Source organism: Mycobacteroides sp. H003 (assembly GCF_001440135.1).
Classification (GTDB): Bacteria; Actinomycetota; Actinomycetes; order Mycobacteriales; family Mycobacteriaceae; genus Mycobacterium; species Mycobacterium gwanakae.
The window spans coordinates 97,674-121,075 of sequence record NZ_LJYL01000024.1 but is presented as its reverse complement, the minus strand read 5'-3'; the positions used below and the strand labels follow the sequence as shown (position 1 = coordinate 121,075).

21 protein-coding genes and 2 pseudogenes are annotated in these 23,402 nt (G+C 66.0%); 2 read left to right on the top strand and 21 right to left on the bottom strand.

From position 1 onward, the window contains the following. Window positions 1–5 precede the first annotated feature (5 nt). The 15 genes and pseudogenes from AOT87_RS17440 to AOT87_RS17370 form a co-directional block, all read right to left on the bottom strand. Window positions 6–746, bottom strand: a complete 741-nt coding sequence (locus AOT87_RS17440) for a pseudouridine synthase (RefSeq protein ID WP_057968401.1) — start codon at window positions 744–746, stop codon at window positions 6–8. 3 nt (window positions 747–749) lie between these two features. After that, window positions 750–1,490, bottom strand: a complete 741-nt coding sequence (gene scpB / locus AOT87_RS17435) for an SMC-Scp complex subunit ScpB (RefSeq protein ID WP_030098013.1) — start codon at window positions 1,488–1,490, stop codon at window positions 750–752. Next, on the bottom strand, window positions 1,487–2,368 hold the full coding sequence (locus AOT87_RS17430) for a segregation/condensation protein A (RefSeq protein WP_078322679.1): 882 nt from the start codon (window positions 2,366–2,368) through the stop codon (window positions 1,487–1,489). The genes scpB and AOT87_RS17430 overlap by 4 nt, the downstream gene beginning before the upstream one ends. Beyond that, on the bottom strand, window positions 2,365–3,246 hold the full coding sequence (locus AOT87_RS17425; RefSeq protein ID WP_030098015.1) for a ParA family protein: 882 nt from the start codon (window positions 3,244–3,246) through the stop codon (window positions 2,365–2,367). Before AOT87_RS17425 ends, AOT87_RS17430 begins: the two co-directional genes overlap by 4 nt. A gap of 116 nt (window positions 3,247–3,362) precedes the next feature. Continuing rightward, on the bottom strand, window positions 3,363–4,310 hold the full coding sequence (gene xerD, locus AOT87_RS17420) for a site-specific tyrosine recombinase XerD (protein WP_030098016.1): 948 nt from the start codon (window positions 4,308–4,310) through the stop codon (window positions 3,363–3,365). After that, window positions 4,307–4,951 carry an NUDIX hydrolase gene (locus tag AOT87_RS17415; RefSeq protein ID WP_078322678.1) on the bottom strand — a complete coding sequence of 215 codons (645 nt, stop codon included), beginning with the start codon at window positions 4,949–4,951 and terminating at the stop codon, window positions 4,307–4,309. The genes xerD and AOT87_RS17415 overlap by 4 nt, the downstream gene beginning before the upstream one ends. A 7-nt stretch (window positions 4,952–4,958) precedes the next feature. Continuing rightward, window positions 4,959–6,638, bottom strand: a pseudogene (locus AOT87_RS17410) (CTP synthase); the annotation flags it as partial. Between the two features lie 142 nt (window positions 6,639–6,780). After that, on the bottom strand, window positions 6,781–7,713 hold the full coding sequence (locus AOT87_RS17405; protein WP_057968399.1) for a copper transporter: 933 nt from the start codon (window positions 7,711–7,713) through the stop codon (window positions 6,781–6,783). 7 nt (window positions 7,714–7,720) lie between these two features. Beyond that, window positions 7,721–8,905, bottom strand: a complete 1,185-nt coding sequence (steA, locus tag AOT87_RS17400) for a putative cytokinetic ring protein SteA (RefSeq protein WP_057968419.1) — start codon at window positions 8,903–8,905, stop codon at window positions 7,721–7,723. Window positions 8,906–9,030: 125 nt separating this feature from the next. After that, window positions 9,031–10,800, bottom strand: a complete 1,770-nt coding sequence (recN, locus tag AOT87_RS17395) for a DNA repair protein RecN (RefSeq protein ID WP_057968398.1) — start codon at window positions 10,798–10,800, stop codon at window positions 9,031–9,033. 2 nt (window positions 10,801–10,802) lie between these two features. Then, window positions 10,803–11,723 (bottom strand): NAD kinase, encoded by a 921-nt coding sequence (locus tag AOT87_RS17390; protein WP_057968397.1) that lies wholly within the window; start codon window positions 11,721–11,723, stop codon window positions 10,803–10,805. Further along, complete coding sequence (locus AOT87_RS17385; protein WP_030098023.1) at window positions 11,723–12,529, bottom strand: TlyA family RNA methyltransferase; 807 nt, start codon at window positions 12,527–12,529, stop codon at window positions 11,723–11,725. The genes AOT87_RS17390 and AOT87_RS17385 overlap by 1 nt, the downstream gene beginning before the upstream one ends. Before the next feature lie 2 nt (window positions 12,530–12,531). Then, entirely contained in the window at window positions 12,532–12,741 is a 210-nt protein-coding gene (locus tag AOT87_RS17380; protein WP_057968396.1) for a hypothetical protein, read from the bottom strand. A gap of 49 nt (window positions 12,742–12,790) precedes the next feature. Next, window positions 12,791–13,795 carry an HAD-IIA family hydrolase gene (locus AOT87_RS17375; protein ID WP_057968418.1) on the bottom strand — a complete coding sequence of 335 codons (1,005 nt, stop codon included), beginning with the start codon at window positions 13,793–13,795 and terminating at the stop codon, window positions 12,791–12,793. Beyond that, the gene (locus AOT87_RS17370; RefSeq protein ID WP_030098026.1) at window positions 13,788–14,435 is read right to left on the bottom strand and encodes a hypothetical protein; all 648 of its coding nucleotides are present in this window, start codon (window positions 14,433–14,435) and stop codon (window positions 13,788–13,790) included. Before AOT87_RS17370 ends, AOT87_RS17375 begins: the two co-directional genes overlap by 8 nt. 340 nt (window positions 14,436–14,775) lie before the next feature. On the opposite strand from AOT87_RS17370, the gene AOT87_RS17365 reads away from it, so the two are divergent. Next, the gene (locus tag AOT87_RS17365) at window positions 14,776–16,434 is read left to right on the top strand and encodes an ATP-binding cassette domain-containing protein (protein ID WP_057968417.1); all 1,659 of its coding nucleotides are present in this window, start codon (window positions 14,776–14,778) and stop codon (window positions 16,432–16,434) included. A gap of 6 nt (window positions 16,435–16,440) precedes the next feature. Here AOT87_RS17365 and tyrS read toward each other — a convergent pair whose 3' ends face one another. From tyrS to AOT87_RS17345, 3 genes and pseudogenes are all read right to left on the bottom strand, one after another. Then, window positions 16,441–17,742: a tyrosine--tRNA ligase gene (gene tyrS / locus AOT87_RS17360; protein ID WP_057968395.1), complete on the bottom strand. Its 1,302-nt coding sequence runs from the start codon at window positions 17,740–17,742 to the stop codon at window positions 16,441–16,443. A 12-nt stretch (window positions 17,743–17,754) separates the two neighbouring features. Then, a pseudogene (locus tag AOT87_RS28440) lies at window positions 17,755–18,140 on the bottom strand (ADP-ribosylglycohydrolase family protein). Window positions 18,141–18,196: 56 nt separating this feature from the next. Further along, complete coding sequence (locus AOT87_RS17345; RefSeq protein ID WP_078322690.1) at window positions 18,197–18,826, bottom strand: DNA-3-methyladenine glycosylase; 630 nt, start codon at window positions 18,824–18,826, stop codon at window positions 18,197–18,199. Window positions 18,827–18,954: 128 nt separating this feature from the next. On the opposite strand from AOT87_RS17345, the gene AOT87_RS17340 reads away from it, so the two are divergent. Further along, entirely contained in the window at window positions 18,955–19,560 is a 606-nt protein-coding gene (locus AOT87_RS17340) for a TetR family transcriptional regulator (RefSeq protein WP_057963944.1), read from the top strand. Here AOT87_RS17340 and AOT87_RS17335 read toward each other — a convergent pair. From AOT87_RS17335 to AOT87_RS17325, 3 genes are all read right to left on the bottom strand, one after another. Next, complete coding sequence (locus AOT87_RS17335) at window positions 19,550–19,753, bottom strand: Trm112 family protein (protein WP_057968392.1); 204 nt, start codon at window positions 19,751–19,753, stop codon at window positions 19,550–19,552. The two genes, AOT87_RS17340 and AOT87_RS17335, sit on opposite strands and share 11 nt — an antisense overlap. 10 nt (window positions 19,754–19,763) lie before the next feature. Further along, window positions 19,764–20,243: a hypothetical protein gene (locus AOT87_RS17330; protein ID WP_030098033.1), complete on the bottom strand. Its 480-nt coding sequence runs from the start codon at window positions 20,241–20,243 to the stop codon at window positions 19,764–19,766. 98 nt (window positions 20,244–20,341) lie between these two features. After that, window positions 20,342–23,314 (bottom strand): acyl-CoA synthetase, encoded by a 2,973-nt coding sequence (locus tag AOT87_RS17325; RefSeq protein WP_057968391.1) that lies wholly within the window; start codon window positions 23,312–23,314, stop codon window positions 20,342–20,344. Window positions 23,315–23,402 lie beyond the last annotated feature (88 nt).

The following is a 23,402-nucleotide window of genomic DNA, read 5'->3' as shown; positions in this document are numbered from 1 at the left end:
GCGACTCACAGACCCACCGCCTTGTACAGCGAGCCGATCTCATCACGGCCCAGGGCGCGGAGGCTTCCCGGACGCTGATTGCCCAGCGCCACATCGCCAATCTTGGTGCGCACCAATTCCACTACCGGATGCCCCACGGCATCCAGCATCCGGCGCACAATGCGATTGCGCCCCTCGTGCAGGGTCAGCTGGAGCATGGTCTGGCCGTCGGTGGTGCCGAGGAATTTGAAATCGTCGACCTTGGCGGGGCCGTCGGCGAGTTCTACGCCATCGCGCAGCTGTCTGCCAAGACTGCGCGGTATGTTGCCGGCCACCGTGGCGATGTACGTCTTGGGCACCTCATAGGACGGGTGCATGAGGCGGTGCGTCAGCTCTCCGTCATTGGTCAGCAGGATCAGTCCGACGGTTTCGGCATCCAGTCGGCCGACATTGCGGACACCCTGGTTGCTGCGCACCCGCTCTTCGATCAGCTTCCCGATGCACGGGCGGCCACGATCGTCCGACATGGTCGAGAGCATCCCGTACGGCTTGTTGAGCGCCAGATACACCAGCTCGGAGTTCATGATCACCCGCGCACCATCGACGCGAACCACGTTGACGGCGGGATCGATTCGCCGGCCCTGCTCGGTGACGATCTCGCCGTCCACCTCCACGCGGCCGTCGAAAATCATCCGCTCGGCAACCCGGCGTGACGCAATTCCCGCCTGCGACAACACCTTCTGTAGCCGAATTCCTTCTTCGCTCATCGTTCAGTCCTGATCAACAGTAAAGGCGGGCGCGGCACCGGATCCGGCACCGTCGGCAGACGTCCGGTCGAGCCGTGCAAACCTCGGCTCGTCGCCAAGGTTCTCGGATAGGTCATCGATCACGTCGATATCGGGAAGAAGCGGCGCGATATCGGGAAGATCCGACAGTGACGTCAGCCCGAGCCGCTCCAGGAACAGCTCGGTGGTGCGGAACATCACGGCACCGGACTCGTCATCGGTGCCGGCCTCGGCGATCAGCCCGCGCATCAGCAGCGTCCGCATCACGGCATCGACGTTCACACCGCGAACGGCACTGACGCGCGATCGCGTCACCGGCTGCCGGTAGGCCACCACGGCAAGGGTCTCCAGCGCAGCTCGGGTCAACTTCGAACGTGCACCGTCCAGCAGCAGCTTCTCCACGTAGGGGGCGTACTGGGCGCGGGTGTACATGCGCCAGCCATCTGCGGTCTCACGCAGGTCGATACCACTCGTGCGGTCGGTAAGGATCTCGGAAATCCGTTGCAGCGCTTCGGCTACACGATCCAGCGGCTGCGCGACGACGGTGGCCACCGCGGCCGCACTGATGGGTGTATCCACCACCAGCAACAGCGCTTCGAGAGTGCTGCTGAGTTCCTCATCGGTCATCGGGACGAACTCGTCCGATTCCTCCAGGATGGGTTCTGCTGAGGGGTCGAGCTCGGTGGACTCCTCCGACCCCTCGACAGAGGTCGTCTGCTCACTCATGTGTAGTCCACTGCCTTTTCTAGATCATCCTGCGCCGGGCGCTCACCGGTCCATGAAACTTGGAGCGGTCCAAGCGGTTCGGATTGCTCGAATAGTACCGCCTTAGAGCGGTAGAGCTCGAGGACGCCCAGGAAACGGGCCACGATCTCAATGGGCACCGTGCACTCGGCCACCAACTCGGTAAAGGTCATCCACTGCCCCGCGCCGCGTTCGGCCAGCAGTTCAACCATCCGTTTGGCGTGCTCAGGCACCGAAACGCGGGGAATATGCAGATGGCTGAGGCCCACCGTCGGCACCGGCCGCGGCGTAAACGCACCGGCCGCGAGCTGGGCGAATTGGTCGCCATCGAGTCCCAGGTGCACCGGCGGCAACAGCTCGCTGAACCGCTCCTCCAACGCCACCGCACGCGGATATGAACGCAGCGCGGCGGCCTCCAGTTCGGCGAACATCTCCGCCACGTGCTTGAAGGCCCGGTACTGCAGCAGCCGCGCGAACAGCAGGTCCCGGATCTCCAGGAGAGCCAGATCGTCGGCGTCGTCCACCTGGCCCGACGGCAGTAACCGCGCCGCCTTGAGGTCCAGCAGTGTGGCCGCCACCACCAGGAACGCGGTGACCTCGTCCAGGCTGTAGGTATCGCCCAGCGACTTGGTGTACGCGATGAACTCGTCGGTCACCTGATGTAGCGACACCTCGGTGACATCGAGCCGATGCTGCGAAATCAGTTGCAGCAGAAGGTCAAACGGACCCTCGAAGTTTGTGAGGCGAATCCGGAAACCGTGTGTTTCGGGCGTAGCCGCCTCCGGGGCCGCGGAACCGGGCTCCGCAGAGGTCTCGACCGGATGAGACACAGCCAGCTCTTCCGGTACCTCAACCGTCACGATTCGAACCGGTCGATTACCTCGCGAGCCAACGAGATATACGCCTGGGCACCGGAGGATTTGGGCGCCCACGTGGTGATGGGCTCTCCCGCCACACTGGTCTCCGGGAAGCGGACAGTGCGAGTGATGACGGTGTGGAAGACCTGGTCACCGAACACCTCGATGACCCGGGCCATCACCTCTCGCGCGTGCAAGGTGCGGGCATCGAACATGGTGATGACGATTCCGGACACCGACAGCTTCGGGTTGAGCCGGTCGCGCACCTTGGCGACGGTGTCGGTGAGCAAAGCCAGCCCGCGCAGCGAGAAGAACGCGCATTCCATCGGGATGACCACGCCCTCGGAACAGGCCAGCGCGTTCACCGTCAGCAGCCCCAGCGACGGCTGGCAGTCGATCAGCACATAGTCGTAGCGGTCAAGCACCGGATGCAGCGCACGGGCCAGCGAGTGTTCCCGACCCACCTCGTTGACCAGCTGAATCTCGGCCGCGGACAGGTCGATATTGCTGGGAATCAGGTCCAGGCCATCGACCCGGGTACGCATGAGAACATCGTCCACCGATACCCGCGGCTCGACCAGCAGGTTGTGCACCGTGGTCTCCAGCTCGTGGTGCGCGATGCCCAGACCGGCCGACAGCGCCCCCTGCGGGTCCAGATCCACCAGCAGAACGCGCCGGCCGTACCCTGCCAGCGCGGCGCCCAGATTGATGGTGGACGTGGTCTTACCCACCCCACCCTTCTGGTTGCACATCGCGATGACCTTGGCCGGTCCATGGCTGGTCAGCGGCTTTGGTTCGGGAATGTCTTTGTGTGGACGACCGGTCAGGTCAAGGTCGCCGTCTTCGGCGGGAAAGTCGGAGTCAAGACTGGAGTCCGTCACGTCACCTCCCGGTCATCTGTTCGACCCTCTTCGCACCAGCGGCTCATCGAAGGCATTCGCGCAAGTCTAGTGGGGTTGCGGCGTGCGGTAGCGGCAACCCGCGCATGGAGTCGGCACTATCGGGCGCGGGGATGTGCACCAGCCCACACTTCGCGCAGCGAACTGACGGTGACCAGCGTGTAGATCTGTGTCGTCGTGACCGAAGCATGGCCGAGGAGCTCCTGCACGACGCGAACGTCGGCACCGCCTTCCAGAAGGTGCGTTGCAAAGGAGTGCCGCAGCGTGTGCGGCGATACGGCCGCGCTGATCTTGGCGCGTTCGGCGGCATCGGCAAGTACCTGCCAGGCGCTTTGACGTGAGAGCCGTCCGCCCCTCGAGTTCAGGAACAGGGCGGGCACACCCCCGCGCCCTCGTCGCGCCAGGTCCGGACGGCCACGCACCAGGTACGCCTGGAGCGCTTCCACGGCGGGGCGCCCCACGGGCACCAGCCGTTGCTTGCCGCCCTTGCCCCAGAGCAATGCCGAGCGGGCCTGAACGTCGACATCGTCGACATCGAGCCCCACCGCCTCCGAGATCCGGGCGCCGGTCGAATACAGCAGTTCCAGCAGTGCACGGTTACGCAGATCGAGCGGGCCGTCCGTGGCGGCTCCGCCCGCGGCGGCCAACAAGGCCTCGACTTGGTCAACGGTGAGGCTTTTGGGCAGCCGCCGGTTGGGGGTCGGCGGTTTGACGGCGCGGGCGACGTCCGTCGGTACCAGCCCTTCGATGGCCGCGAACCGGTGCAGCCCACGCACGGCGATCAACGCGCGCGCGGCCGAGGACGCGGACAGCTCGGGCACGCCATGCTCGGGGTCACCCCGGCGCAGCGTCACCACGAAATCGCTGACATCGGGTTCGGACACATCGGCGAGACGGTCGATTTTGCGGTCGGCGAGATGCTGCTGATAGCGGCGCAGATCGCGACGGTATGAGCTCAGTGTGTTCGCGGCGACGCCGCGTTCCACGTCGAGGTGATCCAGATAGGACTGGATCTCACCGTCTAGGAGCGGGACCGCCACCGTCACATTCGGGCCTTACGTTCCGCGAAGGCCGTAGGCCGGTCCGGCCAGGGGGCGTCCGAGGCGCGGGTGTGGTGACCGGAGAGGGCCACATGTGCGGCCAGAATGCCCGCCGCGGCAATAGCATTCACGATTTCACCGGCGAGCACCATGGACACCGCCTCAGCCAGCGGCACCCAGTGCACCGTCATGTCGGCCTCTTCGTCATGACTTTCACCGCGTCCCGGATGTGACAGCCCGGTGGCCAGAAAGACCCTGACCACCTCGTCGGTGAACCCGGGTGAAGCGGCCGCGTCCACGAGCACCCGCCAGGTGGTGGCCTCGACGCCTGCCTCTTCCTGCAGCTCGCGCGCGGCGGCCAGCTGGGTGTCCTCCCCCGCGATGTCCAGCAGGCCGGCGGGCAGTTCCCATAGCCGGTGCCCGAGCGGATGGCGGTACTGATGCACCAGCGCGACCCGCCCCACCTCATCCACCGCGGCGACCGCGACAGCCCCGTAATGCTCGACGACCTCTCGGGTCGCACTTCCGCCGCCGGGCATCGCGACACGGTCGCGGCGCAACGCCAGAATGCCGCCCACGTACATGGGCTCGGACTCCAGGGTGACGAACTCGTGGCGTTCGCCCTCCCCGGAGGCCCCGCTACTCACTGTCAGGATCCAACGGAAGACGCTCGGCCGCTTTGTATTCCATTGCTGCGCGGATGAACGCGACGAACAACGGATGTGGGCGGGTGGGACGGCTCTTGAGTTCGGGGTGGGCCTGGGTGGCGACCGCGAACGGATGGACGTCCCTCGGGTACTCGACGAACTCCACCAGGTGCCCGTCCGGCGATGTGCCGGAGAACCGCAGGCCGCTTTCGGCGATCTTGTCCCGGTAGGGGTTGTTTACCTCGTAGCGATGCCGGTGCCGCTCGGATACCTCGGTCGTTCCGTACGCCTCGGCGACGATCGAATCGGCTTCCAGGACCGCGGGGTAGGCACCCAGGCGCATCGTTCCGCCCAGATCCGCCTCACCGGCAACTGCCCGCACCTGATCGGCCATGGTGGCGATAACCGGACTCGGGGTGTCGGGATCAAACTCGGCCGAGTTGGCGTCGGCCAGGCCCGCCGAGCGTGCCGCCTCGATCACCATGCACTGCAACCCCAGGCACAGGCCCAGCATCGGGATACGCCGCTTGCGGGCGTAGCGGATGGCGCCGAGCTTGCCCTCGATGCCCCGGATGCCGAAACCGCCGGGGATCAGCACGCCGTCGACATCGCCGAGCGCGGTCTGCGCACCGGCCTCGGTCTCGCAGTCGTCCGAAGGCACCCACTTGATGTCGACCTTCGTGCGGTGCCGGAATCCTCCGGCGCGCAGCGCCTCGGTGACCGACAGATACGCGTCGGGCAGATCGATGTACTTACCCACCAACGCGATTCGTACGGTTTCGCTGGGCTCGTGGACGCGCTGCAGCAGATCGCCCCACTCGGTCCAATCGACGTCACGGAAGGGCAGGTTCAGTCGGCGCACCACATAGGCGTCGAGTTCCTCGCGATGCAGCACCTTCGGGATGTCGTAGATGGACGGGGCGTCCGGTGTGGAGATGACACCGTCGACGTCGACGTCGCACATGAGCGCGATTTTGTTCTTGAGCGGCTCGGGCACCTCCCGGTCGCAGCGCAGGATCAGCGCGTCGGGGGTGATGCCGATGCTGCGCAGCGCGGCAACCGAGTGCTGCGTGGGCTTGGTCTTGAGCTCGCCGGACGGCTTCAAGTACGGCACCAGGGAAACGTGCAGGAAGAAGACGTTGTCGCGGCCGACGTCGTGCCGGATCTGGCGCGCGGCCTCCAGGAACGGCTGCGACTCGATGTCGCCGACCGTGCCGCCGATCTCGGTGATAACGATGTCGGGCCGCTGTCCCTTTTCGTTGGGTTCGGCCATGGCCAGAATCCGGCTCTTGATCTCATCGGTGATGTGCGGGATCACCTGTACGGTGTCGCCGAGGTACTCACCACGTCGCTCTTTGGCGATGACGGACGAATAAACCTGCCCCGTAGTGACATTCGCCGACCCGGACAGGTCGCGGTCCAGGAAGCGCTCGTAGTGCCCGACATCGAGATCGGTCTCAGCACCATCCTCGGTCACGAAAACCTCGCCGTGCTGGAACGGGTTCATGGTGCCCGGATCCACGTTCAGGTACGGGTCGAGCTTCTGCATGGTCACTTGCAAACCACGTGACGTGAGAAGTTGCCCGAGGCTGGAGGCGGTCAGTCCCTTGCCCAGCGAGGAGGCCACACCGCCGCTGACGAAGAGGTGCCTGGTGGCGGATTGAGGATGCTTGCGTAGACCTGCCAACTTGGCTCCCGTGACGACTGCGCAGGGCAATTCTGACTAGCTCGGGGCCCTGCTGACCCACGGAACCTCACCCTAACAAACACGCCGACAACCCGCGCTGAACACGCCGCGCGGTGTGGGCTAGATCCCCTTTTCGGATCTTCTACGGCACCGTGATGGAGGTAGCTCCCGGCCCCAGTCCATACCGGCCCGAGCGGCCCTCGGACTGTTCCCGCAGCGCCAAGACGGTGGTGATACGGCCCGAGGCCATCTCGATGTCGTCGACGGTGCTCGCCGCGGAGGCCATGGAGCTGTCGGCCCGGGTCACGGCAATCGCCGCGATGCCGTCGGCCGACCCGCTGCGTCCGGCGAGCACGGCGCCGGAACCGCGCCGATCCAGCGCGGCGGCGAATCGCGCGACGGTGGAACCCTTGTTTCCGGCGTCGTTGGGCAGCGCTCCCCCGGTCACGATCACCGCGAGGTTCCCCGCCGACACCTGTCCGTCGGTATAGGTGATGAACCCGCTCTGACGCAGTGCCGACAGGGCGATGTCACGCTGCTCATCGGTCACCGGTGGTGCCGGATCTTTCGGGACCTGCAACACGATGCCCACCAGGTCACCCGCCTGCGAGCCCTGATCGACGACATCGGTACGCAGTGCGGTACCGGCGGGCAGGATCGACGAGTTCACGATGGTGCGCAGCCGTTCGCCCTGGTTGGCATCGGTGAATTGATCGGTCAACCCGATCCGGCCCGATACCGATCCGCCCGCGGTGGCGATCAGCTGCGCGATGCCGTCGACATCGGCGCGGTCGGCCTCCGGGGTGGTGATCAGCACGACCTTGCGATCACCCAGGGCGCCAGAGACCATCCGAGGCGCCATGGTGGCATCGAAGTTGCTTGCCGCGTTGAGTTTCTCTTTGAGGGCGTTCTTGTCCTGATTCAGGTCCTCAATCTGCCGCTGCTGGGTGCGCTTGTCGTCGCGCAGACCGGACAGCAGGGTGTCATTAAGCAGACCGGAACCGAGTATGACTCCCACCGCGAGTGCGAGGAAAACCGCAGCGAGGGATATTGCGTGCTGGCGCAGGGTAATCACGGGTAACTCAGCTGACTAGGTTCTGCACCCAGACGGTCAACCGGTTCCAATACGCGAGCAGCCATTCCGCGGCGCTGTCGCCCGCGCTGGTGACCCACAGCATGGTGATCACGGCAACCAGCACCGCGAGGATCAGCAAGGCGATGGCCCCACCGGAGAACCGGTTGCGGTACAGCGTCGCAACGGCTTTGGAGTCGACGAGCTTGGCGCCGACCTTGAGCCGGGTCAGGAATGTCGACGGATTGGATTGCTGCCGTTCGCGATCGAAGAACTCCTCGATGGATGCGGTGTGGCCCACGGTGACGATCAACGATGCTCCGTGATGGTCGGCCAGCAGCAGCGCCAGGTCCGCCGCCGAACCCGCGGCCGGGAAGGTGACCGCGCCGACTCCCAGGTCCTGGATGCGCTCGAGCCCGGCGGCGTGTCCGTCGGCGTCGGCGGGAAGCACCACCTGCGCACCGGATTTCAGGACATCGTTGCTCATCAACAACGGGTCGCCCACCACGATGAGCGGCCGGTACCCGGCCTTGCGCAGGATGTCCGCACCACCTCCGACTCCGATGAGAACCGGCTGGTATTCCTTGATGAAAGGCTTGAGGTTCTTCAGGTCATACACCGCACCCGCGCCGTCGGACACCACGATGACGTGCCGGTTGCGCAGGTCGACATCGACGTCCGGGATGCCGATGCCGTCGATCAACAACGGGCTCTCGCTGCGGATGAATTCGATGGTGTTGCCGGAGAAGGCCTCCAGGTGCGCGACCAATCCAGTCTTCGCCTCGGTCATGAGGTCGTGCACGTCCGCATCGGTGCGTGGAGTTCCCGCGATCAGACGGCGATCGCCGTTGTAGATACCGCCGTTGTGCACCCGAACCGTGGAGCCGTCCTTGACCTTTTTGAAGACCTCGGGTCCGATGCTGTCGATAAGGATGATGCCGTTGGCGACGAGCACCTCGGGTCCCAGATTCGGGTACCGGCCGGAGATCGACGGCGAAGCGTTGACGACGGCGCTCACCCGGGCGTCGACCAAAGCATCGGCCGTGATGCGATCCAGATCGAGGATGTCGATGACGGCGATATCACCCGGATTGAGGCGTTGCAGCAGCTTGTTGATGTCCCTGTCGGTACGCACTGTTCCGACGATGCCGGGCCTGGAGCTGCTGCTTCGCGTGAGCATCGTGGTCAAGTTCATGAAGGTGATCATGACGCGATGGGCCGTCGAGCCTGTGGAGGCGCGCCGTAACACCTGTCACATTAGTCACTCCAGTACCGCTGACTTTCCGCGGGTCGTGCTCTGTGATTGTTTGCGAAGGAGTCTCAGCCCCGCTCGGAGCGGGCCGCGTCGAGCAACTCGCGGGCATGCGCCCGGCCGGTGTCGGAGTCGCCGAGACCGGCGAGCATGCGGGCCAGTTCGGCGACCCGGTCCTCATCATCCAGACGGCGCACACCGCTGCCCTTGCTGTTCACCCGGTCAACCGTGAGGTGGATATCGGCGAAGGCCGCGACCTGCGGCAGGTGCGTCACCACGATCACCTGATGCGTGTGTGCCAGCTTGGCCAACCGTCGACCGATCTGCACGGCCGCACGGCCACCCACCCCAGCATCGACCTCGTCGAACACCATGGTGGTGCCGGCGGTCGAGGCGGCCAGCACCACTTCGAGGGCCAGCATCACGCGCGAGAGCTCACCCCCGGATGCGCTCTTGGCCAGCGGCAGTAGCGGGTTGTCACGATGGGCGGCGAATCCGAATTCGACGGCGTCGGTACCCGCTGATCCCGCGTGCACGGTCTGCCCGGACGGCAGCGCCAACGGCGCCGAGTCATCGGCCCGGGCCGCGATGGGCTCCACGGCGATGGTGAACACCGCACGGTCCATCGCCAGGCCGGCCAGCTCGGCGGTGACGGCCTTACCGAGCGCCTTCGCGGCCTTCGTGCGCGCCTTGCTCAGAGCCGTTGCCGCGACAGCCAGTTCACCGGCGAGCCGATCCACACGGGCAGCGATGGCGTTAAGCGTCTCCTCGGAGGTGTCGACCTCGGCCAGCCTGCCGCGCGCCTCCTGCGCCCAGGCGATCACCCCGCCCAGGTCGGCGGCGTACTTGCGGGTCAACGTACGCAGCAGCCCCTGGCGTGCCAGCTTCTCTTCGAGTGTGCTTGCATCGCTGGGTAATTCGTCGGTGAACGCGGTCAACTCGCGGGCGACATCACTGACCACCGCAAGCGCCTCGGCCAATTGTGGCGCCAGGGCTTGCAGGGCCGCGTCATCGGTGGCCTCCAGCAGAACTTTGGCCTTGGCGATGCGGTCGATCGCCGAATCCGAATCGTCATCGCCGCCATCCGAGTCCGTACCCGCCAACGCACCACGTGCCGAGCCGGCCGCATCGCGCAGCGCATCGAGTTCGGACAGGCGATGGATGTCGGCGGTGAGCTGGTCGTCCTCACCCGGCTTGGGATCGACGGTGTCGATCTCGTTGAGCGCGAACCCGAGTCGATCGGCCTCCTGCGCGAGCTCACGCGCCCGGTTGGTGCGGTCGATCAAGTCGCGCCGCGCGGTGAGCCACTCCTCACGCAGCGTGCGATAGGTGGTGAGCAGCGCCTCGATGCTGCCCGGCCCTTCCGAGGCGAACCTGTCCAGCGCGGCGAGCTGCTGCTCCGGGCGCATCAGCCGCAGCTGGTCGTTCTGCCCGTGCACCGTGAGCAGTCCCGCGGTGAAGCTGGCCAGCGATTTGGCGGGCACACTGCGTCCACCCAGATATGCGCGTGAACGCCCGTCGGAGGTCACCGAACGCGCGGCGATCACGCTACCGTCGTCATCCCGTTGCGCCCCTGAGGAATCCAGGATCTCGGTAACGTCGGCTGGTTCGGCGCCCAGCGGATCGGTTGTGAGAAACCGGCCCTCCACTACGGCGCGGTCGGCGCCCGCCCGCACCCGATTGGCGTCGGCGCGGGCGCCACCGAGCAGATGCAGACTCGTGACCACCATGGTCTTGCCGGCTCCGGTCTCACCGGTCAGCACGGTCAAACCACTGTCGAACTCCGCGGTCGCAGCGGGTATTGCGCCAAGGGACTCGATGCGAATCTCGGTGAGCACGACTACCTTCCCCGCCAGCCCTTGACGGGCAACTGGAACTTGCGGACGATCCGGTCCGCGAAAGGCTTGCTGTCCAGGCGTGCCCACAGCACCGGCTGATGACCGCGCACCACCTCGACGCGTCCTCCCGGTGGCACTCTGATCTCTCGACGTCCATCACAGAACAGGAGCGCGTCATGCCCATCGGCTTCGATCTCGACGGCGACGGTGGACGCAGGACTGATCACCATGGGCCGGGCGAACAAGGCATGAGCGTTGTTGGGCACCACGAGGATTGCGTCCAGATCCGGCCAGACGACCGGTCCGCCCGCCGAGAAGGCGTAAGCCGTTGATCCGGTCGGCGTCGAGACCAGCACTCCGTCGCATCCGAAGGCGGAGACCGGACGGGCATCCACCTCCAGCACCACGCCGAGCACACCCAGCCGGGGGCCCTTTTCGATACTGACCTCGTTAAGCGCCCAGCCACGCTCGACAACCTCGCCGCCAATGCGAACCAGGACGTCCAGCGTCATCCGGGTCTCGACGCGGTAGGTGCCCTCAACCACATGGGTGAGCACGGCATCGAGCGCCTCGGCCTCGACCTCGGCGAGAAACCCGATGCGGCCCAGGTTGACTCCGAGCACCGGCGCGGTCGCACTACGTGCCAGATCCGCGGCCCGCAGAAAAGTGCCGTCCCCGCCCAGTACCAGCACCAGTTCACACCCGGTGGCGGCATTCTCATCCGCGTCGACAACCTCGACATCGACACCGAGGGAGCGGAATTCGGCGGGGTCCAAATGCACGGGGCCACGATCGATGGCCTCAGCGGACAACACCCGCAAGGCGATACCGTTCTCGCCCAGCGTTTTCGCGACTCGCTGGGCAGTCTCGGTAACCTCGTCGCGCCCGGTGTGCGCGACGAGCAGAATCTTGCGTTCGCTCATTACTGGGGTCCCCTCGATACTGCATCGGCGACTGCTGTTTCGATATCCAGGCCGGAATCTGTGTTCCGCAGCCAGAGAAAGTATTCGACGTTTCCGGATGGTCCGGGCAGTGGGCTGGCCGTCACGCCAGCGGTATGCCAACCCTGCGTCCTGGCGCGGTGGGCGACAGAGACCACGGCATCGATGCGTAGTTGCGGGTCACGCACCACGCCTCCCGCGCCGACGAGTTCCTTACCCACCTCGAACTGGGGTTTGACCATGGGCACGATATCGGCATCGTCTGTGGCACAAGCGATCAGCGCATCGAGTACCAGTCCGAGCGATATGAAGGACAGGTCGGCCACGATCAGTTGTGCCGACCCGCCGATCAGTTCGGGTGTCAGGGTGCGCACATTGGTGCGGTCCAGCACGGTGACCCGGTCGTCGGACTGCAGGGCCCAGGCCAGTTGCCCATACCCGACGTCGGCGGCAACAACTTCACGAGCACCCGAGCGCAACAGCACCTCGGTGAAACCGCCCGTCGAGGCACCAGCATCCAGACAGCGCTTGCCCTCGACGGAAAGTCCCTGTGGGCCAAAGACGTCAAGCGCCCCGAGAAGTTTGTGGGCACCACGCGAGACCCACTTGTCCTCGGCCTCCCCCTGCACCACAAGCGAAGCCGTCGCAGGCACGGCTGTTGCGGCTTTCGCGGCGGGTATGCCGTCGATACGCACGCGTCCCGCGTCGATCAGCTCAGCCGCCTGCTGTCGCGACCGCGCGAGCCCGCGGCGCACCAACTCGGCGTCGACCCTGGCGTGCCGGGCCATGACTATCCCTGCTCCGCGGATTCCAGCGCTCGGACCAACACGTCATGTGCCTGTTCCAGGACCTGGGCTTGGGTTTCGAGATCCAGCTCGGCGTCGGTTTCGCCCAGGCCGGCAGGCTGGTCGAGCTGACCCAGCAGCGCCTGCACCTGGGACCTGACCTCATCAGGATCAGGTCCGGCAGCGTGACGGGCGACATCGTTCGGGGTGGTCATCGCGCTCAAGGCTAGTGGATCGCCCCCGAGCGGCAGGGGCGACGACACACTATCCGGCAGAAAGACCCTGCAAGGCCTGTTCCGCCAGGTCATCGGTGGACACGATGGGCCTGATCGCCGGGGCTGAGCCTGTTGCCCACACCGCGGCCGCCAGTGACTGTGCCAGCGACAGGGGTGTTCCGGCGTCGTCGACGGCGCCGACCGACACATGGCCGGTATCCACCGTTACCCGCCATGACGGCTTCGGCTCGATACGTACGTCGGTCTGAGGGAGGTGCAATGCACCCAGATCGGTCCCCAGGAAGGTGGGTCGGTGCGAGGTGTGCGCCCAGATCGCATCGACAGCACTGTTGACGCCGGTGAGCACCATGAGGCTGGGTAAGTCCGCGGCATTGGCTCCGGAGATATCGGTATCGAGACGGTCGCCGACGACAAGCGGCCGTGCGAAGCTTCCGCGTGCCAGTGCGTCCTCGATGAGTGCACGTCCCGGCTTGCCCGCCACGATCGGATCGGCGTCGGTGGCGGTGCGCAGCGCGGCGACCATGGACCCGTTTCCCGGCAGCAGACCACGTTCGGTCGGCAGCGTCGCGTCGACATTGGCCGCCACCCAATACGCGCCTGCCCGGATCGCGAGTGCCGCTTCGGCAAGGGTGGTCCAGCAGGTGTCCGGGGAGTGCCCCTGCACCACGGCACGTGGCGCCGCATCGAAGCTCCGCACCGGGGTGAGGCCAACGGCCGCAACCTCGGCGGCCAGCGCCTCGGTGCCGACCACGAGTACCGCATCGTCACGCTCAAGTGCCTCGGCGAGCAGTCTGGCCGCACTCTGGGCGCTGGTGACAACGTCGCCGGGGGTGGCCATGAAGCCCAGGGAGGTGAGGTGTTCGGCGACCTCGGGTGCGGACCGGCTGGCGTTGTTGGTGACGTATAGCTGCCGCGCATCGCCGGCGGCTGACAACGCGGCAATGGCGTTCGGAGTGGGTTCGGAACCCCGGAATACCGTGCCGTCGAGATCCAGCAGCAGGCAGTCGTGGGCGCCGGCAAGTGTGTCAGGCAAGTTCGGCTGCCCGATCCTCGGCGTCCGTGTGGCCTTCGACATCGGCGTTGGCCGCGTGCAGGAACCATTGCACTGCTTCGGGTTTGCGATCCAGGGCCAGGAGGATGTCGGCGTAGGCGTAGAACAGCCGCGCCGCGACCACACCGACACGCTTCGGATCGGGTGCGGGGGTCGACAGCACCGCCAACGCCTGATCAAGCTGTCCCATGTCGGCGCGCGCTCCGGCGGTCACAATGCGCAGTTCGTCGGCGGCATCGCCGGTGAGTGCCTTGGCCTCATCTCCGCGGGCAAGTTCGAGGGCACGTTCGGGCCGGCCCACTCCCCGTTCGCAATCGGCGATGAGGGCCAGCAGTGGCGAGCGGGTGCCCATGCGCTTGGCCGCGCGCAGTTCGGACAACGCCAGCGCCCAGTCCCCGCAGTGGTAGGCGGCGATACCGAGCGCTTCGCGGACGCCCGCAATGCGGGCCGCACGGCTCTTGGCGGCCTTGGCGTGCTCCAGCGCCGCTTCCGGGTCTTCGTCGAGCAGGTTGCCCGCCACGACCAGATGCCGGGCCACCGTGTCGGCGGTGTTCTTGTCGAGGCTGAGTAGCTCGGCGCGGACATCCGGCGCAAGCTGCTTGGCCTCGACCTCGTCAGGAATGTGTGGGCCGAAGTTTCGTGGCGCCTGGCGCTCATCCGTGCGCCGGGGCCCGGATCCCTGACTGCGCTGGGGGCGATCGCCGCTGCGCTCATCCGACCGGCGCGGACGCGCCGCACCGCCACCGCGGTCATCGCGCCGCGCGCCTGAATCGCGCGCGGGGCGACTCGGGCCTTGTTTTCTGGGCCCCTGCTGCCTGGGTCCTCGCTGGTCCACGGGCACCTCCTTTACAGCGCGAGTATGCCGGTAACAGGCCCTTCGCCGGAAATTCGGTGGCGATCCACGTGACCCATTACGCAGACTGAACGCCATGTCCGCTGGTCTGCGCGCAAGCGGCTCATCCATGGGCCACGTGCAGCTCGATGCCATCGGCTATCACCTCCCGGACGGCCGAGCGCTTCTCCACGATGTCAGCCTCCGGGTAGGCGAAGGCAGTAAAACCGCGCTGATCGGCCCCAATGGGACCGGCAAGACGACGTTGTTGCGCATCATCGCCGGCGACACCGATCCTCATGACGGGGCCGTCACCCGGGGCGGGCAGCTCGGGGTGATGCGGCAATTCATCGGTTCCGTTCGTGACGACTCGACCGTCCGCGATCTGCTGTTGTCGGTGGCGCCGGATCGCATCAGAGGGGCCGCCGAACGTTTGGACCGCGCCGAGCTGGCACTCATGGAACGTGACAGCGAACGAGATCAGCTCACGTACGCCCAGGCGCTGGCCGACTGGGCGGATGTGGGCGGGTATGAATTCGAGACCGAATGTGACGTACACACCACCGCTGCCTTAGGAATTCCGTTCGAACTGGCCAGATTTCGCGGGGTCAACACGCTGTCGGGCGGGCAGCAGAAACGCCTGGTGCTCGAATCGCTGCTGCGCGGTCCGCACCAGGTGCTGCTACTTGACGAGCCCGATAACTATCTGGATGTCCCGGCCAAGCGCTGGCTCGAGGACAGGCTCGTGGAGTCGTCTAAGACCGTGCTGTTTGTCAGTCACGATCGCGAGCTGATCAATCACGCGGCGAGTCAGGTCGCCACCTTGGAACCCACCCGGGCCGGGTCCACACTGTGGGTGCACCCGGGGTCGTTCGCCACGTACCATCAGGCGCGGGCGGACCGTAACGCCAAGCTCGCCGAGTTGCGTCGCCGCTGGGACGAACAGCGTTCGGCGCTACGCGATCTGGTGCTGATGTACCGGCAGAAGGCGGCGTACAACTCCGATATGGCCAGCCGGCTGCAAGCGGCCGAGACCCGGCTGCGCCGCTTCGATGAGGCAGGGCCACCCGAAGCGGTTCCACTGCGCCAGAACGTCCGCATGCGTCTTAGCGGCGGCCGCACCGCCAAGCGTGCCGTGATCGCGGAGAACCTCGAATTAAGCGGTCTGACAAAGCCATTCGACGCCGAATTGTGGTACGGCGATCGGGTCGCGGTCCTGGGCGGTAACGGCACCGGCAAGTCGCATTTCCTGCGCCTGCTGGCGTGCGGGGGCAGTGACCCCGAGCCGGATCAGTTGCCGGTGGGCGACATGATTCCCGAAGCCGTGCGCCACGCCGGACGACTACGGCTGGGCGCGCGGGTACGTCCGGGGTGGTTCGCGCAGACACACCATCACGCGGGCCTGATGGAACGCACGCTGCTCGACATCCTGCATCACGGGGACGAACGGCGGGCCGGTCACGGTCGCGAGCAGGCCTCGCGGATCCTGGACCGCTACGGGCTCGCGCCGTCGGCCGAGCAGACCTTCGGCTCGCTCTCGGGTGGACAACAGGGCCGGTTTCAGATCCTACTGCTGGAGTTAATGGGGTCGACACTGCTGCTGCTCGACGAGCCGACTGACAACCTGGACCTGCATTCGGCGGAGGCGCTCGAAGATGCGTTGGCAGCCTTCGACGGCACGGTCATCGCCGTCACCCACGATCGATGGTTCGCGCGGACCTTCACTCGCTTCCTTGTCTTCGGCGTGGACGGCAGGGTGAAGGAATCCGTTGAACCCCAATGGGTGTAGCGAAATCTACGACCCGCGTACCCGCTGCACCCCGGCGATGTTGCGCTTTCCGCGGCGAAGCACCAGCCACCCACCAGTGAGGTAGTCGCCGTCACTGGGCGTCCACTCTTCGGCGTCCACTCTGGTGTTGTTGACGTAGACGCCACCCTCCTTGATGGTGCGGCGTGCGGCACCCTTGCTTTCCGAGAGTCCGCTGCTCACCAGCAGGTCCACGATGGTGTCGGGTTCCCCGTCGGCGAGCCGCGCAGGCTCACCGTTACCGGCCTCGGTGAGCGCAGCGGTCAATGTGCCCTCGTCGAGCCGGTCCAACTCGCCCCGGCCGAACAATGCCCCACTGGCAAGTTCGACTGCCTGCGTGGCGCTTTCACCATGGACCAGGGTGGTCACCTCGGCGGCCAGACGACGCTGCGCGGCACGCTCATGTGCCCGCTCGTCCGTTGCGGTCTCCAGCTCGGAGACTTCGTCGGCGGTCAGGAAGGTGAACCAGCGCAGGTACCGCACCACGTCGGCATCGGCGGTGTTGATGAAGTACTGGTACCAGGCGTACGGACTCGTCATCTCCGGATCGAGCCAGAGGTTGCCGCCCCCGGTGGACTTACCGAACTTGGTGCCGTCGGCCGCCGTCACCAACGGAACGGTCAGCGCGTGCACGGAGGCACCGTCGAGCTGGCGGGCCAGCCGGACGCCGGCGACGATGTTGCCCCATTGGTCCGAGCCGCCGATCTGCAACGAGCAGCCGTACTTTCGGTACAGCTGCACGTAGTCATTGGCCTGCAACAGCATGTACGAGAATTCGGTGTAGGAGATGCCATCACCCTCCAGGCGCCGCCGGATGGTGTCCCGGTCGAGCATGACATTCACCGAGAAGTGCTTGCCCAGATCGCGCAGGAACTCCAGGGCGGAGAGCTGACCGGTCCAGTCCAGGTTGTTCGCGACGATGGCCCCGGTTGGGCTGTCATTGAACTCGACGAAACGCTCCAATTGCCCGCGAATCCGATCAGCCCACTGTGCCACGGTGTCCGCACCATGCAGGCTGCGCTCGGAGGTGTCGCGCGGGTCGCCGATGAGACCGGTCGCCCCACCGGCCAGCACGATGGGGCGATGCCCGGCCCGCTGGAATCGGCTTAGAGTCAGCAGCGGCACCAGATGCCCGGCGTGCAGACTTGCGGCGGTGGGGTCGAATCCCCCATAGACGCTGATCGGCCCCTTCGCGATATCGGCCGCGAGGGTGTCGCGGTCGGTCGTCTGCGCGATGAGACCGCGCCAGGTCAGCTCGTCGAGAATGTTGGAAACCACGGCAACGATCATCCCTTATCGGGTTCAGCGTGCCGGATACCGCTCATCCGATCGTGGTCCCGCAGGCCTGCGGAGGTCGTCGGCGACGGTCGCGATGACCTCCCGCAGTTCAAGCCGGTCCAGCCAATCCGGTGGCAGGCTCGGTGCGCCCCACATCGCACCGAGGAGGTTAACCGTGATGGACCCGGCGGAATCGGAGTCACCGGAATGGTTCACCGACAACCGGATTCCTTGAAATCATGCGCACCGGCAGCCGCCCAGATACCGATGGCAAGTGCCTCCTCCCCGACCCACCCGCCACCGAGCGCAGAGGCGATCCGTTCCGGAGTCGGCCGCTCGTGCGCGGCGAGTTCGAGACTTCTGCGCAAGGCGCCGGATGTCTCCTCGTGCCCGGAATGTGCGGCGAGCACATCGAGCGCCATGCGCACCGACTCCGCCAGAGTCGCTGCGGCCGCCACTCGGTTCCTCAGACGTCAATCGAGGCATATGGACCAGTATCCGGTTGCGGAGCGCGCGGACTGCGCCGGTACACGGATACCTCCGGATATCCGGGCAGCCAGAATCGCCATGGACGATCCGCCGCCGTGCTCACACCCACGCGCGGCCCCGACTGGGCCTTCTGCTTGCGCCTCAACACGACCCGCACCGGGCTGGAAGCGGAGAAAACGTCGACGCCGTTGTCTTCTGGGGTGATCCCCAGCGCGGCGCCCAAATTTCCGGGGCCGCGAGCCAGACCCGCGTCGTTACGGGCGGTCGGGCGGCGCTGCCAGCCCAGAGGTGTCCCATCCACAATCGCCGCCGCCCGCATCAACACTCCGCCGGCGACCCCGTCCGGACCACACACCACGTTGGCACACAGATGAATTCCGTGACTTCGGTACACGTAGAGGTGACCGGCGGGCCCGAACATCACCCGGTTGCGAGGCGTCGGCCCGCGGAACGAGTGTGAGGCGGGATCGGGCCACGGCCCATCAGGTACACCCCCGTAAGCCTCAACCTCGACGATCACCGCGAGGACCCCACGCGATTCGATGGTGGCGCCGAGCAGGCGCACCGCGGCCTTGGCGGGATGGGTCCTCAGAATCGCGGCACTCACCCCACGATTGTCCTTGACAGCCGTCGCAGACAAGCCCATATTCATCCCATGGTGAGTTCATCCGTCGGTGAGTTAGCTAACGCGGTGGCATCAGGTTGGGCCGCCGTCACGCTGCGCCGCCGGACATCGTGACTCCCAAACGGCCGGGCCGTCGGCCAGGAACGAGCAGCGCCCGCGACGATATTCTCGCGAGCGCGCGAAAGTTGTTCTCAGTTAATGGAATCGATAAGACATCCATGCGATCCATCGCCTCTGATGCCGGTGTCGATCCCGCATTGATCCACCACTACTTCGGCACGAAGCTGGATCTTTTCCGCGAGGTGGTCCAGCTGCCGGTCGATCCGCAGGTGGTGCTGCAACCGCTGTGGGACATTCCCGTCGAGGAACTCGGAATCGCGATTCCGCGGCTCATCATCCCGTTCTGGGACTCGGAATTGGGCGCAAACGTGCTGGCACTGTTCCGGTCGGCACTCAGCGGCGCAGATGACGGCCTGGTTCGAGTCTTCTTCCGCGAGGTCCTGGTCAACATCATCGCCGAACGCGTGGACAGCCCGGCCGGGAGCGGAGCACTACGCGCCGAGTTCGCGATCACGCAGATGGCCGGGATTCTGGTGGCGCGATACATCATGGAGGTTGAGCCGTTGGCCTCGCTGACGGCTGAGGAGATAGCCCTCACCGTGGGACCGAACATTCAGCGGTATCTGACCGGCGAGCTACCGGTCTTCACTCGGTGAAGCGCTGGTGCTCCTCGTCGGTCACCTCGCGGGCCTCGTCGGGCAGGAGCACCGGGATGGAGTTCTCGATCCGGTAGGCCTTGCGCAGACGGGGGTTATAGAGAAGGCCATCCGTCTCACCACCGATGAGCAGGAGTGCCCCGCGATCGATGGGGCAGACCAGGATGTCTAGAAGTGCAGCGTCAAGAGGCATGTCGGTGGTGTCAGCCCAGCGGGATGTTCTCGTTGAAGATCTGCTGGCCGCCGCCACCGCTGACGCCGATACCCGGTCCGGGACTGACGTTCGGCGGTCCACCGTTCGGATTGTTCGACCCGTTGGTGCCGCTGATGCCGATGTGAACGGGCTGCTGCGGCTTCTGCGCGGCCTTGAGGAACTGGGACTGTGTTGCGATGACCGACTTCAGGGTGTTGATCAGCGGCATCTGGCTAGGGCGTTTGTCCAGTGCAGCCTTGAGGGCGTCGTTCTGCGCCGAGCTGACCTGGGCGCCCCTGGCACGCAGCTGCAGTGAGGTGCGGACCAGGTTGGATACCTGCCCACCACTGGTTCCGGTGGAGTACTCGTGCGCGATGTCGTCCAATACGTCGGCGCTGGCCGTGCCAACACCGGGCCCGAACACCAGGGCCGCGGAGAGGCCAGCGGAGGCCAGAGCTGTGCCAGCAAGGGCACGTAGGCGTGTCGGCATGACGAGTTCCTTCCGGTATCGCGGACGTCAGCCTAACAACAACCCGTCATATGAGCAGCGGAAGGCGATGGGACCGGCGCTGGCGCGCCCTGTGCGGGCTACTGGGCGGCGTCCTGAAGCGCGTCGTACGTCGCGGCGGTTAACCGGTGGTACGCGCCGGATTCAGGGTCCAAGTACCAGGTCTGGCGTCCCGGTTTCGGCAACCCCGATTCGCGAAGGTGTGTGGTGGAGGGACGATAGGTCGCGCTGAAGGGCAGATTGGGTACCACCTTGACGATGTCCGGCCGTTCCGAGATCGGCACGGACACGAAGGCCTCCGCGAGATCCGCCGGCGATATCGCCTCGCCGGGGCGAAGCACCACAGCGGTCACCGCGACGCTGGCCTCGCCGGACTCCACGGGGTACGTCGCGACCAGGTCGATTGCACTCACCGAACCCAGTGCGTGACTGGTGGCTTCGGCGTACACAACACCGTGTGCGGTACGGATCGCGGTGTTTCGGCCGTCGAGCATCCAGAAATCGCCGTCCTCATCGCGACGGAAGAGAGATTCCGACGACACCCAGGTATCGCCAGGCGCGAACACGCCGCGCCGAATCGCAGCCGCGGGATCCACATCACCGGGTGGCTTCGCCAAGAGCAGACCGACCTCGCCGGGCTTGGCGATCTGCACGAACCCGTCCTCCCCCTCGATGATGACGTCGTCGACAGGGTCGTATGCGGCCAGCCGAACCTTGCCGCCGCCGGGCAGTGGCCGCCCCTTGCTGCCGATTTTGGTACCGGACACGTTGGCCAACACCGCTTCGCCGTCGGTCGTCGCGAAGAACTCGACGACATGGGCGGGTGCGAATCTCTCGGTGACGCGCCGCCATAGACCCGACGGCATGCCCGAACCGATGAACAACCGCACCGGGTGGTGCGCACCCAACGCCAGCGAAGGATCGTCGATGACCTCATGCATCATCGCCCAGGTGTAGGACACCACGGTCACGCCGTACTGGTGGATCTCCTGGACAAAACGATCCGGATTGAGCCCGCGCGACAGCGCAATTCGCGCGCCACCCGCCACCGCGCCGCCCAGGCTCACCAAGAGGCCGGACTGATGATGCAGTGGCGTGAGGCAGTACACGGTGTCATTGGACGTCAGCGCGGCGGCCGACGCGGTACCGAATGCCGACAACGCCCACCGGTGGTTGGTGATCTGCTTGGGAACCAGCCGGGATCCGTATCCGCTGAACATCACGAAAGCCAGATCGCGGGCCTGCCCGGGGTCTGGCCGGTACCAGCCGGGCAGCTCGACGGCATCGGGGTCGATCTGCTCCATATCGATGATCGAGCCGTCGTCCGGAATGGACAGATCGCGCGACTCACCACCGCCAAGTACCAAGATATGCACGGGAAGGCCCTGTGCGACAGGAAGGTTCGGCGGATCGGTGAGCAGTTCGGAAATCTCCCCCAGCTTCACCGCGACTTCCAGGTCCGCATCGGGCGGCAGCAGCACAGCCACGGCCCCCAGGCGGGACAGCGCGGCGATCGCCACCAGGGCGCTGGGCCGGGTCTCCATCAGGACACCTACCCGGACACCTTGGCGCACACCCACCTGGATGAGGCCCCGGACCACGTTGTTGATGCGGCGGTCCACCGCCTCATAGGTATGCACCCGGCCGTCGAACAAGAAGCTCTCACCATGAGGAGTGCGGCGCGCCTGTTCGGTCATCAACCGGCCCAGCGAGATTCGGGTGTGATCATGGATCTGGCCCAGTCGCGTCAACCGTGGCAGTGTACGAACCGCCTCGACGGCAATGGATTTCACCGACTTGTTGGCAGCCGCGGCAGCCGCTCCCGCGGTGCGGGCGGCGGCGATGGCGACCTCGGTGGTGGTGCTCAAACCGTGGGCGACCCGAGACGTGAGTGGCACACCGCCGCCGTCGAGCTGACCGCTTTCGTGCTCATACATGAGGTCGACCGCCGGGGGTTTGGACGCCTCGCCCTCACGCCATTGCACCCACTGGCTCACCGTCGGCCAGGTCTGCGCCACCGCGGTCGAGCCGACCACCAGACCGAAGTGGCCGGCGCGGATGAGGTATTCGTACACGTCGGCCTTCGGCGCGGCACGCAGGATGCCGCGCACCGAGGCCGGCTGTCCGATGTCGTCGACCTCGCCGACCACAGCCAGCACCGGGCAGGTGATGTCGCTGAGCGTGACCACGCGATCGTTGACGGTGAAGCCGCCGGTGGTCATCCGGTTGTGCACCACGAACTGGCGCAGCAGCTCCGCGATCGCGGGCCCGGACCAGGCGATCCAGCCCTCGTTGGCCAGGAACTTGCGCTGCTGCTCGCGCGGGAGCAGCGCATCGCGGTCGTGTAGCTGCCGTAAGAAGTCAAGACGGCCCTTCACCGTCTTGACCGGGTCCAGCATCTGGAACCCGATGCGCGCCGACCACGCCGGAATGGAGAACCGGCTGAATATGTGGTCGGCCATGAACTCGGCGATATCGGCCGACAGCCCCGCGGGCATGCCCATGGGCATGGCGGCGTTGGCGTCGACCGGCGAACCGAAGGTGATGATGCTCGCGATGGTGCGTGACTTGCGCAGTGCCGCAGTCTGATAGCAGAACATGCCGCCCTGTGAATATCCGGCCAGGTGTACCTGACGGCCGGTGATCCGGTGCACGGTTTCGATGGCGTCGCTGACGGCCACCACGTGATCGGACAAGGTGCGCTCCATGCCCCCGGCCATCCGGTCGGGGCTGCCGAAGTCGATGACCCACGGATCGATGCCCTCACGGTGCAGGATGCCTACGGCGCCACCGTCCTGGGTCACGTCCCACATGTCGGCGGCCATCATCATCGGGTGCACCATCAGGACCACGGGCCCGGCATCTTCGGCGCCGGAGGACCCCGGTGCGAAGTAGCGGCGCAACCGGTACATGGGGACGCTCTCGATGATCTGGTGCGAGGACGCGGTGCTGCCGGTCTCGAGTCCACCGAGACGCAGGACCTCCAGCCCGTTCTGCGCGGTGGCGGCCAGGCGGGCGACGGGCTTGGTCAAGGAGGAGAGATTGAAGGACACAGCTGCTCCTTAGATACCGATCATCCGCAATATTGCCCAGGTGAGGGCCTGCATATCCTGTCACAGCGGGCCCATCGGGCTGACCGAA

What these genes read in the sequence shown, in the direction of transcription:
- AOT87_RS17440 (WP_057968401.1), bottom strand. Translation starts at nt 746, where the DNA reads ATGAGCGAAGAAGGAATTCGGCTACAGAAGGTGTTGTCGCAGGCGGGA.
- scpB (WP_030098013.1), bottom strand. Translation starts at nt 1,490, where the DNA reads ATGAGTGAGCAGACGACCTCTGTCGAGGGGTCGGAGGAGTCCACCGAG.
- steA (WP_057968419.1), bottom strand. Translation starts at nt 8,905, where the DNA reads ATGAACTTGACCACGATGCTCACGCGAAGCAGCAGCTCCAGGCCCGGC.
- AOT87_RS17390 (WP_057968397.1), bottom strand. Translation starts at nt 11,723, where the DNA reads ATGAGCGAACGCAAGATTCTGCTCGTCGCGCACACCGGGCGCGACGAG.
- AOT87_RS17385 (WP_030098023.1), bottom strand. Translation starts at nt 12,529, where the DNA reads ATGGCCCGGCACGCCAGGGTCGACGCCGAGTTGGTGCGCCGCGGGCTC.
- AOT87_RS17380 (WP_057968396.1), bottom strand. Translation starts at nt 12,741, where the DNA reads ATGACCACCCCGAACGATGTCGCCCGTCACGCTGCCGGACCTGATCCT.
- AOT87_RS17365 (WP_057968417.1), top strand. Translation starts at nt 14,776, where the DNA reads ATGGGCCACGTGCAGCTCGATGCCATCGGCTATCACCTCCCGGACGGC.
- tyrS (WP_057968395.1), bottom strand. Translation starts at nt 17,742, where the DNA reads ATGATCGTTGCCGTGGTTTCCAACATTCTCGACGAGCTGACCTGGCGC.
- AOT87_RS17335 (WP_057968392.1), bottom strand. Translation starts at nt 19,753, where the DNA reads ATGCCTCTTGACGCTGCACTTCTAGACATCCTGGTCTGCCCCATCGAT.
- AOT87_RS17330 (WP_030098033.1), bottom strand. Translation starts at nt 20,243, where the DNA reads ATGCCGACACGCCTACGTGCCCTTGCTGGCACAGCTCTGGCCTCCGCT.